At 71.8% G+C, this 12,598-nt stretch carries 11 protein-coding genes; 8 read left to right on the top strand and 3 right to left on the bottom strand.

Going from position 1 to position 12,598, the window contains the following annotated elements; translation table 11 throughout:
- Positions 1-140 precede the first annotated feature (140 nt).
- The 6 genes from LJ657_RS07295 to LJ657_RS07270 are packed head-to-tail and all read left to right on the top strand — an operon-like array spanning position 141 to position 8,262.
- Positions 141-719 (top strand): putative antibiotic biosynthesis monooxygenase, encoded by a 579-nt coding sequence (locus LJ657_RS07295; protein WP_232647531.1) that lies wholly within the window; start codon positions 141-143, stop codon positions 717-719.
- A 40-nt stretch (positions 720-759) separates the two neighbouring features.
- Positions 760-3,048, top strand: coding sequence for an aminodeoxychorismate synthase component I (pabB, locus tag LJ657_RS07290; protein WP_232647530.1), 2,289 nt, complete (start codon positions 760-762; stop codon positions 3,046-3,048).
- Positions 3,045-4,655, top strand: a complete 1,611-nt coding sequence (locus tag LJ657_RS07285; RefSeq protein ID WP_232647528.1) for an AMP-binding protein — start codon at positions 3,045-3,047, stop codon at positions 4,653-4,655. The genes pabB and LJ657_RS07285 overlap by 4 nt, the downstream gene beginning before the upstream one ends.
- A 23-nt stretch (positions 4,656-4,678) precedes the next feature.
- The gene (locus LJ657_RS07280; RefSeq protein ID WP_232647527.1) at positions 4,679-6,241 is read left to right on the top strand and encodes a class I adenylate-forming enzyme family protein; all 1,563 of its coding nucleotides are present in this window, start codon (positions 4,679-4,681) and stop codon (positions 6,239-6,241) included.
- Complete coding sequence (locus tag LJ657_RS07275) at positions 6,238-7,416, top strand: FAD-dependent monooxygenase (RefSeq protein ID WP_232647525.1); 1,179 nt, start codon at positions 6,238-6,240, stop codon at positions 7,414-7,416. The genes LJ657_RS07280 and LJ657_RS07275 overlap by 4 nt, the downstream gene beginning before the upstream one ends.
- 51 nt (positions 7,417-7,467) lie before the next feature.
- The gene (locus LJ657_RS07270; RefSeq protein ID WP_232647523.1) at positions 7,468-8,262 is read left to right on the top strand and encodes an aminotransferase class IV; all 795 of its coding nucleotides are present in this window, start codon (positions 7,468-7,470) and stop codon (positions 8,260-8,262) included.
- Positions 8,263-8,313: 51 nt separating this feature from the next.
- Here the strand turns inward: LJ657_RS07270 and LJ657_RS07265 are convergent, their stop codons facing one another.
- Positions 8,314-8,814, bottom strand: coding sequence for a carboxymuconolactone decarboxylase family protein (locus LJ657_RS07265; protein WP_232647522.1), 501 nt, complete (start codon positions 8,812-8,814; stop codon positions 8,314-8,316).
- A 49-nt stretch (positions 8,815-8,863) separates the two neighbouring features.
- Entirely contained in the window at positions 8,864-10,264 is a 1,401-nt protein-coding gene (gene pdxR / locus LJ657_RS07260) for a MocR-like pyridoxine biosynthesis transcription factor PdxR (protein WP_232647521.1), read from the bottom strand.
- Positions 10,265-10,311: 47 nt separating this feature from the next.
- On the opposite strand from pdxR, the gene LJ657_RS07255 reads away from it, so the two are divergent.
- Positions 10,312-10,809, top strand: coding sequence for a carboxymuconolactone decarboxylase family protein (locus LJ657_RS07255; RefSeq protein WP_232647519.1), 498 nt, complete (start codon positions 10,312-10,314; stop codon positions 10,807-10,809).
- Positions 10,810-10,903: 94 nt separating this feature from the next.
- On the top strand, positions 10,904-11,632 hold the full coding sequence (locus LJ657_RS07250) for an isocitrate lyase/PEP mutase family protein (protein ID WP_232647518.1): 729 nt from the start codon (positions 10,904-10,906) through the stop codon (positions 11,630-11,632).
- Here LJ657_RS07250 and LJ657_RS07245 read toward each other — a convergent pair whose 3' ends face one another.
- Entirely contained in the window at positions 11,633-12,598 is a 966-nt protein-coding gene (locus tag LJ657_RS07245) for an ABC transporter substrate-binding protein (protein WP_232647517.1), read from the bottom strand.

The raw sequence follows: 12,598 nt of genomic DNA, 5'->3' as shown, positions 1-12,598 counted from the left end.
TATACGCGGTCATTTATTTCCGCACGGAATCAAGGCATCCGAAAGGCCACCAAAGGGGCACGATCCAGACAGCTCCGGACAGCTGAAAAAACTTCGTTGAATATTTGAACGTGCTGTGGATTTCTTGCGTACTGGGTGGCGTGACCAGTAATCCCGTCACCGTCACTGTGGCCTATCACGTGGTGTCGGGCCGCGAGCCCGAGTTCCACTCGTGGGGGTGGGCCATGCTCGGCGCAAGCTCGCAGCAGCCGGGCTTCCTGGGGGGTGGCGTCCTTGTCGACCAGGAGGCCGAGTGGCATGTGGTCTATCGCTTCGCCACCGAGGGAGAGGCGCGGGCCTGGGAGGACTCGACCGCGCGGGCACAGTGGGACGTATGGGCTGTGGGGTTCGCCCGGCAGATGGAGCGCACGAGCGTGCGGGGCTCCAAGGTGTGGTTCGACTCCCAGACCAACGCGCCGAAGGCGCCCACCCCGCCACCGAAATGGAAACTGTGGTTCATCAACATGAGTGCGGTGTTTCCGCCGGTGCTCCTGTTCAATCTGATCGTCATTCCCTATCTCGGCGGCCTCAATCCGCTCGTCCGCACGCTGCTGTTATGTCTGTGCGTCACTGCGCTCGTCACCTGGATTCTCATGCCGCGACTTCAGCGTTTCTTCAAGAAATGGCTGTATCCGCCGCTCCAGGCACTCCGTGGACGTCACAAAAGACGGACCGCATAGCGGCCGCACCGGCCCGGAACGACCCAAGGGAGGTGGGCGGGTGAAGACCCTGCTCATCGACAATTACGACTCGTACACGTACAACCTGTTCCAGCTGATCGCCGAGGTCAACGGCGAGGAACCGGTCGTCGTGCTGAACGACGCCGGCGACAGAGTTCTGGACCTCGCGGAATTCGACAACGTCGTGGTGTCGCCGGGGCCCGGGCACCCGGCCGAGCCCGGCGACTTCGGCCTCAGCGCCGCCGTACTGGCCCAGTCCGCCATCCCCGTGCTCGGTGTCTGCCTGGGCCACCAGGGCATCGCGCTCGGCGAGGGAGGCGGGGTGGCGCCCGCCCCGGAGCCACGGCACGGGCACCTGTCCGCGGTCCGGCACGACGGGCGGGACCTGTTCCAGGGGCTGCCGCAGGACTTCACCGCGGTCCGCTACCACTCGCTCGCCGTGTCCGAGCCGCTCCCGGAGACTCTGGAGGCCACCGCCTGGGCCGAGGACGGGGTCCTGATGGGGCTGCGGCACCGCAGCCGGCCGTTGTGGGGGGTGCAGTTCCACCCGGAGTCCGTGCTCACCGAGTACGGCCACCGGATGCTGGTCAACTTCCGTAATCTCACGACGGCACGGGCCCGCAGGACTCGTACGAAGAACACCGCCGTCACCCCGGACGCGGCCGCGTTCCCCGCGCCCTTCGCGACCATCCCCCGGCCTCGGCGGGCGACTCCCGCCTACCGTCTGCACACCCGGCGGATCGTCGGCGCGGTCGATGCGGAGGCCGCGTTCACGCGGATGTACGGGGCGTCGCGGCGGGCGTTCTGGCTGGACAGTTCGCTGGTCGAGGAGGGGCTCTCGCGCTTCTCGTTCTTCGGTGACGACAGGGGGCCGCTCGCGGAGTTCGTGCGCTACGACGTCGGGAGCGGACGGTGTGAGATCGAGCGGGCGGGACGGCCGCCGCGCAAGGTCGCGGCGAGCGTATTCGACTATCTGCGACGGCAGTTGACGAGCCGTCGGGTGGATGCCGGCGGGCTGCCCTTCGATTTCACCGGGGGGTATGTCGGCTACTTCGGCTACGAGTTGAAGGCCGACTGCGGCTCACCGAACCGGCACTCGTCCGAAGTACCGGACGCCTGCTGGCTGTTCGCGGACCGGCTCATCGCCGTGGACCATCTGAAGGGGTTCACTTACGCGGTCTGTCTCGCGGAGGACACCCCGCAGGGCACTAGGCAGGCCGAGGACTGGCTGGAGGGCGCGCTGGCACAGCTGAGCTTCGTTTCGGCCGCCCCCGAAGGCGTAAGCGGCCTCAGTGAACTCCGCGGCGGTTCGACAGCGCCCCAAAGGGGCGCGGGGAACGGCGCGACCAGCCGCGACGTCGCCGCGGGCGCAAGACGGCCCGACGCCGCACATCCCGCGGAGCGCTTCGGTGCGGCCGAGCCATGGCTGGTGCGGGACCGGGCGGCGTATCTCGCGGACATCGAGGCCTGCCGGCGGGAGTTGCGGGCGGGGACGAGCTACGAGATCTGTCTGACGAACACCGCCCGGTTACCCGCCCCGCCGGACGCGTACGACTTCTACCGGGTGCTGCGCCGGGTCAACCCGGCCCCGTATGCGGCCTTCCTGAGGTTCGGGGACGTCGACGTGGCCGGCTCCTCCCCCGAGCGGTTCCTGCGGATCACCCGGGACGGGGTCGCCGAAGCCCGGCCCATCAAGGGCACCGCACCCCGCGGGGGCGGGCCCGAGGAGGACGCCCGGCTGCGGGACGCGCTGGCGGCGGACGCCAAGACGCGCGCCGAGAACCTGATGATCGTCGACCTGCTCCGCAACGACCTGGGCAGGGTCTGCCGGACGGGGTCGGTGCGGGTGACGCGACTGATGGCCACCGAGACGTATGCGACCGTGCACCAGCTCGTCTCCACGGTGGAGGGGCGGCTGCGGGAGGGCACGGACGCGGTGGAGTGCGTGCGCGCCTGCTTCCCCGGCGGCTCGATGACCGGGGCGCCGAAGCTGCGGACGATGGAGATCATCGACGAGCTGGAGACCGAGGCCCGTGGCGTGTACTCCGGCGCCATCGGCTACCTCGGGTGCAGCGGGGGCGCGGATCTCAACATCGTCATCCGTACGGCCGTGTTCGCGGACGGGCTGATGCAGCTGGGCGCCGGCGGGGCGATCGTCCTCGACTCCGACGCGGTCGCCGAGTACGACGAGATGCTGCTGAAGACCGCGGCCCAGATGCGGGCCCTGAACCTGTACACCGCGGACCGGATACGGGAGCAGCGACAGCACACGTCGGCACGCGCCGACGTCCGCCGGGCGCACACCACCAGTGAGGAGCCGGTGCGATGACGACTCCGCGGTCCGCGGCGGCCCCACTGCGGGCGACCGCCGTTCCTCAGCAGCGCCGGGCGTCCCGGCCCGCCGCCGCGCAGCACTCTCCCGCCGGCCTCGCGCAGGCCCCGGCCGACTCCGGCGCACCGGGCAATCTCGCCGCCCAGCTCGCCGGGCTGGCCGAGCGGCGCGGGTGGACGGACCGGGCCGCCTTCCACCAGGGCCACCGCGCCTGGACCCACGGCGAGGTCCATGCGCTCGCGGCCCGGGCCGCGACGGTGCTCGCGGATCACGGGGTGCGTGCCGGTGACAGGGTGGTGCTGGCGCTGCCCGACGGGATCGCCTGGGTGACGGCCTTCCTCGCCACCGCCCGGCTCGGAGCCGTGGCCGTCCTGCTCAACCCTGAACTGCCCGCCGCGGACCACGCGTTCATGGCCGGGGACACCCGGGCTGTGCTGTGCCTCACGGGGCCGGGCCTGGAGGACCGCTTCCCCGACCGGGCCCGCCTCGGCGCCGACCAACTGCTCGCGCTCACCCCCGTCGCCGAGCCGGCCGCCGCGCATCCGGTGGACGCGGACACTTTGCTGTACGTCCAGTACACCTCCGGCACCACGGGCCGCCCCAAGGGCGTCGTGCACACGCACGGCGACCCGAAGACGTACCACGACCTCATCGGACGGCGGCTGCTGCGGATCACCCAGGACGACGTCACGCTGTCGGTGTCGAAGCTGTACTTCGCCTACGGCTTCGGCAACGCCTTCGTCTTCCCGCTCTTCTCCGGGTCCTCGGCCGTACTGGTCGACCGGCGTCCGACCCCGGCCGCCGTGGACGGACTGGTCGCCCGGCACCGGGTCACCCTGCTCTACTCCGTGCCGGCCGCGTACGCCGCGCTGGTGGCCGACCGGGGCAGCGGGCACGAGGCATGCTTCGCCTCGGTACGGGCCGCGGTGTCGGCCGGTGAGGGGCTGCCCGACGGGCTGGGACGGCAGATCACCGAGCTGCTCGGTGCGCCGGTCCTGGAGCAGATCGGTTCGACCGAGGCCGGGCACGCCTTCTGCGCCAACAGCTTCGACCACAACGCTCCGGGCACCGTCGGCCGTCCCGTCCCCGGCTTCGAGGTGGAGCTGCGCGACCGGGCGGGCCGGCCGGTGCCGGACGGCGAGGAGGGCGAACTGTGGGTCCGCGGACCGACGGTGACCCCCGGCTACCTCGACCGGCCCGAGGCGACCGAAGGCACCCTCGTCCGCGGCTGGCTGGCCACCCACGACCGCGCGGTCCGCCAACCGGACGGCGCCTACCGCCACTTGGGCCGCACCGACGACATGGAGATGGTCGGCGGCATCACCGTCTCCCCGCTGGAGGTGGAGGCCGTGCTGCGGCTCCACCCGGCGGTGCGGGAGGTGGCGGTCGTCGCCGTCACCGACGGGCGCGGCATGGGCAGGTTGCGCGCCTTCGTCGTACCCGTCGCGTCCGTGCCGGCCGGTCTGGCGGACGAGCTCGTGCGGCTGGCCCGTGAGCACCTGGCCGCCTTCAAGGTCCCCCGCAGCGTCAGCTTCGTCCCTTCGCTCCCCCGCACGCCCACCGGCAAGCTCCGCCGCCATCTGGTCCGCCGGGGGGCCTGGTGACCACCACGGAAAGGAAGGGCCCCATGCGACAGCAGGACCCTCTGCTCGCCGACCGCGGCTTCTCGCTCGGGCCGGTGTTCCGGCGGGCCGCCGACCGCCACGGAGCCGTCTTCGTCACCCTGGACCGGCCGCTGGACGTCAACCCCTCGCTCGGCGTCGACCTCAGCTACACCGTGCTGGCCGAGGTCGTCGAGGAGCTGTCCGGCCGGCTGTGGGAGGCCGGGGTGCGGCCCACGGAGCAGGTGGTCGTGCACAAGACGGACAACGTCGACATCATGTTGCTGACCTGCGCTCTCTCCCGTATCGGCGCCGTGCCCGTGCTGCTCTCGCCGGGTCTGGCCCCAGAGGTGGTCGGGCAGTTGGTGGAGCGTCTGCGGCAGCCGTGGCTGATCACCGACCGGGCCAAGCTGGAGGGCCCGTTGAAGGGCGTCGGACTCGCCGTGCGGCGGACGCTGTCGGTGGACGACGCGCCCGGAGCCGAACCCCTGGAGAAGTACGCCGGCGCCGAACCTCCCGCCTCGGTGCGGCTGCACCCGCGCGAGCCCTCCCTCATCACCCACAGTTCGGGCACCACCGGTGTCCCCAAGCTCGCCGTGCACTGCGCGCACGCCATGTGGAACCGGCTCGTACCGCAGAAGGCGATGGGCTGGCCGACGCGCGGCGAGACGGCGGCGCTGCACATGTCGTTCGTGCACTCGCGCTTCTACCATCTGCTCGGCGTGCTCCTGTACTTCGGCAGCCCGCTGGTGCTGATCACCGACCCGGACCCGGCCGCGGTGGGCCCGCTGCTGGTGCGGCACCGGCCCGGCATCGTGGAGACGCACCCCAACACCTTCGTGCTGTGGGAGGAGCTGGCGGACGCGCCCGGTGCGCCGCTGTCCCGGGTCAGGTCGTACGGCTCCACGTTCGACGCGATCCATCCGCGCACCGTACGGCGGCTTCTGGGCGCCTCACAGCGCCGTACGCCCTGGCTGATCCAGCTGTACGGGCAGAGCGAGACGGGCCCGGTCGCGTTCCAGTGGTTCACCCGGCGCAGTGCGGCGCGCGCAGACGGGCGGCGGGTGGGGATCGGGATACCGGGCTTCACCCGGGTCCGGGTCACCGGTCCGGACGGGCGGCCGACGGCGCACGGGACCCCCGGGCGGATCGAGGCGCGTACCCGCGGCCGCATCCTCACCTATCTCGGCATGCAGGACCGCTACGACCGTCAGCTCACCGACGGCTGGTGGGAGATGGGCGACCTGGGCTACCGGAGCCGGCTGGGCGCCCTGTATCTGATCGACCGGGAGATCGACCGGATCGACTCCGTGCACAGCAACCTGGAGGTCGAGGACGCCCTCATGGAGCGCCTGGAGGAACTGCGGGAGGTCGTCATCGTGCCCGGCGCGGACCGCGAGCCGGTTCCGGTGGTGTGCGTACGCGGCGAACGGCCCCTCGATCCCGAGCGCTGGCGGGAGGCGACCGCCGATCTGCCCGCCATGGCCGAGCCCCGGCAGTGGCGGTTCGAGGAGCTGCCGATGACCGCGACCTGGAAGGTCAAACGGGTGGAGATCAGCCGGATGCTGGCCGCGGGCACGCGCGCGTGAACCCGGTCGTGGTGGTCGGCGCCGGGCCCGTGGGTCTGTCGGCGGCGCTCGGACTGCGGGCCCGGGGGCTGCCGGTCGTCCTGCTGGAGGCGGATCCCGAGGGCCGCGAACGGCCCGGCAGCCGGGCCCTGTTCGTACACCGGGAGACCCTGGCGCTGCTCGACGGGATGCAGCCCGGCCTGGCCGCCGAGATCACCTCGTACGGCCGGACCTGGCAGACGAAGCGGACCCTCTACCGGGGGCGCGAGGTGTACTCCCGCACCTTCCCGCCCCCTTCCGGACCGCCGCCCTTCACCAGCCTGCGCCAGGTCGACACCGAACGCTTCCTGCGGGCCGCCTGCGAGCGGGCCGGGGTGGAGTTCGTCTGGGACGCGCGGGTGAGGGGCGTCCGCACCACCGAGACGGGCACCTTCCTGACCTGCGCGGACGGGCGGGAGTGGAGCTGCGAGTACGCCGTCGCCGCCGACGGGGCACGCTCCGCCGTCCGGCGCGGACTGGGCATCCCCATGGAGGGCGAGCGCGGCGAGGGCTTCCACGTGGTCGTCGACATCGCCGATCTGCCGGGCGCCGAGCTGCCGTCCGAGCGGATCTTCCACTACGGGCATCCGGGCGTCGGCGGTCGCAGTGTGATGCGGGTGCCGTTCACCGGCGGCTTCCAGATCGACCTGCAGTGCCGGGACGACGACACGCAGGAGGACTTCGGGACCCGGGAGGCGGTGGGGCGGTGGCTCCCTGCGGTCGTGGGCGACGGATACGCCGATCGTCTGCTGTGGGTGTCGACGTACCGCTTCCTGCGCATGGTCGCGGCCTCGTTCACCGACTCACACCGGCGGGTGCTGCTGGTCGGGGAGGCGGCGCATCTGTTCCCGCCGTTCGGGGCGCGCGGCATGAACAGCGGGATCGCGGACGCGGCGGCGGCCGCGGAGGCGATCGGGGCCGGGACGGCGGAAGCGGTCGCCGCGTTCGCGGAAGTGCGGCGCGCGGCGGGCCTGTTCAACAGCGCGGCGGCCGGTACCGCACTCGACCATCTGCGGCCGCGGCGCCGGACGGTACGGCTGAGGCAGCGGGCGGCGGCGGCGCTTGCGCCGGTCCTGCCCTCCTGTGGATCGTGGCTGGAGCACGCGCCGTACGGGCCCCGGGGCGGGGCGCCGGCCGTGGCGGGCGGAAGGTACTGAGCACTCGGGAGGAACGGCCGTGGCGGAACCCGGCGGCGGAAAGGTGCGGTCATGACAGAACCGGCAGTGGCGGAAGGCCTGTGGGGATGGTCGCCGGCCGCCGGGCTGCGGCCCGTCGAGGAGGCGGGGACCGCCGGACCGCTGCTCGTCGCGGACTCCTGGCTGGTACGGGACGGCAGGGTGCGCGGCCTGGACCGGCACCGGGAGCGCTTCGTACGGTCCTGCGGCGAGTGCGGAGGGCCGCCGTCGTACCGGCTGCTGCAGTTCTGGGAGGTCATGACGGACGCGCTGCCGCGCAGCGGCGAGTGGTTCCCGCGGGTCGAACTCACGCCCCGTCATGTGAGGCTGCGGCTGCGGCACGCGCCGCCGCTCGGTTCGGAGGTGCGGGTCTGGGCGGCGGGCCAGTCCGATCCGCGTACCGTCCCTCGCCGCAAGGGCCCCGACCTGGACGCCCTGGCCCGGGTTCGCAGACGGGCGTCCGACGAGGGTGCGCAGGAGGCGGTGCTCGTCGCACCCTCCGGCATCGTCCTGGAGGCGGCCACCAGCAGCGTGCTGTGGTGGGAGGACGACACCCTCTGCCTGCCCTCGCCTCAGCTGCCGGTGCTGCCCGGAGTGACGGTCGCCCTGATCCAGGAACGCGCCCGGCGCGAGGGCACCCGCATCGCCCACCGCGAGCGGACGGTCGCCGAGCTGGACGGCCGTGAGGTGTGGCTGGTGAACGCACTGCACGGGATCCGCCCGGTCACGGGCTGGGCGGGAGGACCGCTGCAGGCAGCTCCGCCGGTCCGCGCACCGGAATGGCGGGCCTGGCTGGACGACATTATGGAGCCGCTGCCGGAGAAATAGGGAAACAAAAAGCAGGGCATCGGCGCCGACCGCCGATGCCCGCATTCCGCATTATTTCCTGGCCGGCTGATAAGCCCCCGGCACCATCCGCGTCGCGATCGCGATCCGGTTGTACGCGTTGATGACGGTCGCCGCCCAGATCAGTGCCGCGATCTGCTGCTCGTCGAAGACCTCGGCGGCCTCGGCGTAGACCTCGTCCGGGACACGGCCGTCGTGGACCAGGGTCACCGCCTCGGTCAACGCCAGTGCGGCGCGCTCCCGTTCAGTGAAGAAGGGGGTCTCCCGCCAGGCGTTCAGGGCGTAGACGCGCTGCTCGGTCTCGCCCGCCGCACGGGCGTCCCTGGTGTGCATGTCGAGGCAGAACGCACAGCCGTTGATCTGCGAGGCACGGATCCTGATCAGTTCCAGGAGTTCCGGTTCGACCTTGGCGTCCTGTGCCGCGGAAACAGCGGCGGCATGCAGGGAGCCCATCGCCGCGGACACGTCGGGGGTGGTTTTCTTGAGGGCCACACGGGATATCGATTCACGGGACTTGGAATCATGATTGCTCATGGGATGACTCTATCCGCGCGTCCGTATTCAGGAATGACGAACAGCGCAATTACGGTCCCTCCGATTCCGGCAGCGCCGCGCACAGTGCGTCCAGAGTCCCCGCCCAGGCGCTCTCCGGTGATGTCCCGTAGCCCACCACCAGCGCGTCGTGCGGCTCCACGGTCGCTTCCGGGTGCCGGTAGCGGTGCAGCCCGTGCACCGCGAGCCCCTGCCAGGCCGCCGCCCGCAGTGTCGCCTGCTCGGTGCCCGGCGGCAGCCGCAGCACCACATGCAGGCCCGCCGCGATGCCGGCGGCACCGACCTGCGGGGCCCGCCGCGCGAGTTCCGCGACGAGCGCGTCCCGGCGGCGGCGGTAGCGCAGCCGGGCGGCGCGCACATGGCGGTCGTAGGCGCCGGAGGTGAGGAACTCGGCGAGCGTCAGCTGGTCCAGGGCCCCGCAGGAGTCGATGTGGCCCTTCGCCTTCGCCACCTCCTGGGCGAGGTCCGGCGGCAGGACCAGCCAGGCCAGTCTGAGACCGGGGGCGAGGGACTTGCTTGCCGTGCCCGCGTAGACGACGTGGTCGGGGTCCAGGCCCTGGAGGGCGCCGACGGGCTGGCGGTCGTAGCGGAACTCGCCGTCGTAGTCGTCCTCGACGAGCAGGCCGCCGGTGCGGCGCGCCCAGTCGACGACGGCCGCCCGCCGGTCGCGGTGCAGGGTGCCGCCCATCGGGAACTGGTGGGCGGGCGTGAGCAGGACCGCATCCTCGTTCGTCAACTCTCCTGGGTTCGTGCCCCGTTCGTCGAACGGCAGCGGGACCGTCCGCAGACCGGCCTCCGCCAGCAGGTCCCAGTGCACGTACAGGCCGTACGACTCCACGGCGACCGTGCTCGCGCCGCGCGCCCGCAGTACCGCGCCGAGAATGCGCAGGCCGTGCGAGATACCCGCGCACACCAGGATGTGTCCGGGGTCGGTGCGCACGCCCCGGGCGCGGGCGAGGTAGCCGGCGAGCGCGGTGCGCAGTTCGATGCGGCCGCGCGGGTCGCCGTAGTCGAGGGCCTGGTACGGGGCCGCGGCGAGGGCACGGCGGGCCGCCTTGAGCCACTGGGCGCGGGGGAAGGAGGCGAGGTCGGGGGTGCCGGGGACCAGGTCGTAGGCGGGGCGGCCGAGGGCGCGGGGGCGGGGTGCGGGCGCGGCGGGCCGGCTCACCGCCCGGTCGGCCACCCGGGTGCCCGAGCCCTGGCGCGCGGTGAGCCAGCCCTCCGCCACCAGGTCGGCGTAGGCGTCGGCGACCGTGTTGCGGGCGATGCCCAGGTCGGCGGCGAGCGTGCGGGAGGAGGGCAGCCGGGTGCCGGGGGCGAGCCGGCCGGTGCGGACGGCCTCGCGCAGGGCGTCGGTCAGCCCCCGGCGCACCCCTGGACCGGTCGGCTCCAGGTGTAGGTCGACGCCCAAAGTGGCCCAGGATTCTGCCATGGGAATGGACCATACCGCTGGGCTGCCTCGGTTCTAGGGTCGAGGGCATGACGACAGAAGAAGCCACCGCGTACGCACCCGAGCGGCCCGCCCGGCTGGCCTGGGCCCAGCACGCCCCCGAGGTCTACAAGGCGATGGTCCGCCTCGACGCGGCCGCCCGGCGGGGCCTCGACCCGAAGCTGCTGGAGCTGGTGAAGATCCGCGTCTCGCAGCTCAACCACTGCGCGTTCTGTCTGGACATGCACACCAAGGACGCGCTCGCCGCCGGTGAGAGCGTCGAGCGGATCGTCCAGCTCGGCGCGTGGGAGGAGTCGAAGCACTTCTACACGGAGAAGGAGCTCGCCGCCCTGGAACTGGCCGAGGCGGTCACCGTGCTGACCGACGGCTTCGTCACGGACGCGGTGTACGACCACGCGGCCAAGCACTTCGGGGAGCCCGAGCTGGCGCAGCTGATCGCCGCGATCACCGTGATCAACGCGTGGAACCGGTTCGGCGTGACGTGCCGCATGGTTCCCGGCCACTACGAGGCGGGACAGCACCAGTGAGCCCTACGACCCTCCTCGGCAGGGGAGGGTACCTGCCCGACGAGACGTGCACGACCGCGGCCAAGCACTTCGACGAGCCGGGAGGTCACACGCCATGAGCAAGGTGGATGCCTTCCGCGCGCTGCACGAGGGCCGCACCCCGGACGACCCGCTCGTCCTCCCCGGCCCCTGGGACGCGGTGAGCGCCCGGGTGTTCGTCGAGGCCGGTTTCCCCGCGCTCGCGACGCCCAGCGCGGGGATCGCCGCCTCCCTCGGACACGAGGACGGGTCCACGCCGGCCGACGAGATGTTCGCCGCGGTGGCGCGCATCGCACGAGCCGTGGACGTACCGGTGTCGGCGGATGTCGAGGACGGCTACGGGCTCGCGCCCGAGGAGCTGGTGGAGCGGCTCCTGGAGGCGGGCGCCGTGGGCTGCAATCTGGAGGACTCGAACGGAGGTGTCCTCAAAGACCCGCACGAGCACGCCGAGTGGCTCGCCGAGGTGCGGTACGCGGCGGGCGGCCGGCTCTTCGTCAACGCGCGCGTCGACACCTTCTCCCACGGGGACGGCGATCCCGAACGGGCCGTCGAGCGGGCCGCGTTGTACGTCGCCGCGGGCGCCGACTGCGTCTATCCGATCGGCGCCCCGGCGGACGTACTGCCCCTCCTGCGGTCCGGGATCCAGGGGCCGATCAACATGCACGGCACGCTGGACGGCAGGGGCCCCTCGCCCACCGAACTCGGTGAACTCGGGGCCACCCGCATCACCTTCGGACCCGGGCTGCAGCGCTGGGCGGCGCTGGCGCTGCAGGGGATGGCCGGGCAGCTGAGGAAGCTGAAGTGATCAGGACAGCCACGCCTTCCACGTCGACGCGTGGCTGTCCACCCACTTCTTCGCCGCCTGCTCCGGGGTCAGCTTCTGGTCGGCGATCATCAGGGAGACCTCGTTCTGGTCCTCGGTGCTCCACTTGAACTTCTTCAGGAAGGCCGCCGCGTTGCCGCCCTTCTTCGCGAAGTCCGCGTTGAGGTACTTCTGCAGCGGGGTGTGCGGGTAGGCGCAGGCGACCTTCGCCGGGTCCGTGTCGCAGCCCTCCTTGTACGGCGGCAGCTTCACCTCGGTCATGGGGACCTTCTTGAACAGCCACTGCGGGGAGTACCAGTACGTCAGGAAGGGCTTCTTCTCCTTGGCGAACTGTTTCATCTGCGTGATCTGCGCGGCCTCCGAGCCGGCGAACACCACCTGGTAGTCCAGCTTCAGGTTGTTCACCAGCGCCTTGTCGTTGGTGACGTAGGACGGTGAGCCGTCCATCAGCTGGCCCTTGCCGCCGCTCTCCGCGGTGCGGAACAGCGACGAGTACTTGTTGAGGTTCTTCCAGTTCGTGATGTCGGGGTGCTGCTTGACCAGGTACGTCGGCACGAACCAGCCGATGTGCCCGGTCACCCCGAGACCGCCGCCGCGCGCGATGGTCTTCTTGTCGTCGACGTAGCGCTTCTCCTGGTCGGGGTGGCCCCAGTCCTCCAGGATGGCGTCGACGCGGCCCTGGCTGAGCGCGTCCCAGGCAGGGACCTCGTCGACCTGGACGGTGTCGACCCGGTAGCCCAGCTTGTGCTCCAGGAGGTACTGGGCGACGGCCACGTTGGACTGCGCGCCCACCCACGACTGGACGGACAGGGTCACGCTCTTGGCGCCCTGCGCGTTGGCGAACGGGGACGCCTGCTTGGTCATGTCGGCGGCACCGCAGCCGGTGAGCAGCACCAGGGAGCCCACCACGGCGGTCGTAGCCACACTCGTACTCATACGACGTCGCAT

Source organism: Streptomyces guryensis (genome assembly GCF_021261325.1).
GTDB classification, from domain to species: Bacteria; Actinomycetota; Actinomycetes; order Streptomycetales; family Streptomycetaceae; genus Streptomyces; species Streptomyces guryensis.
Note: the sequence above shows the minus strand (reverse complement) of the source record. Positions and strands in the feature narration are given on the sequence as shown.

Excerpts from the sequence above, each read along its gene's own strand:
- LJ657_RS07280 (WP_232647527.1), top strand. The coding sequence starts at position 4,679 with ATGCGACAGCAGGACCCTCTGCTCGCCGACCGCGGCTTCTCGCTCGGG.
- LJ657_RS07245 (WP_232647517.1), bottom strand. The coding sequence starts at position 12,598 with ATGCGACGTCGTATGAGTACGAGTGTGGCTACGACCGCCGTGGTGGGC.
- pdxR (WP_232647521.1), bottom strand. The coding sequence starts at position 10,264 with ATGGCAGAATCCTGGGCCACTTTGGGCGTCGACCTACACCTGGAGCCG.
- LJ657_RS07255 (WP_232647519.1), top strand. The coding sequence starts at position 10,312 with ATGACGACAGAAGAAGCCACCGCGTACGCACCCGAGCGGCCCGCCCGG.
- LJ657_RS07265 (WP_232647522.1), bottom strand. The coding sequence starts at position 8,814 with ATGAGCAATCATGATTCCAAGTCCCGTGAATCGATATCCCGTGTGGCC.
- LJ657_RS07285 (WP_232647528.1), top strand. The coding sequence starts at position 3,045 with ATGACGACTCCGCGGTCCGCGGCGGCCCCACTGCGGGCGACCGCCGTT.
- LJ657_RS07250 (WP_232647518.1), top strand. The coding sequence starts at position 10,904 with ATGAGCAAGGTGGATGCCTTCCGCGCGCTGCACGAGGGCCGCACCCCG.
- LJ657_RS07270 (WP_232647523.1), top strand. The coding sequence starts at position 7,468 with ATGACAGAACCGGCAGTGGCGGAAGGCCTGTGGGGATGGTCGCCGGCC.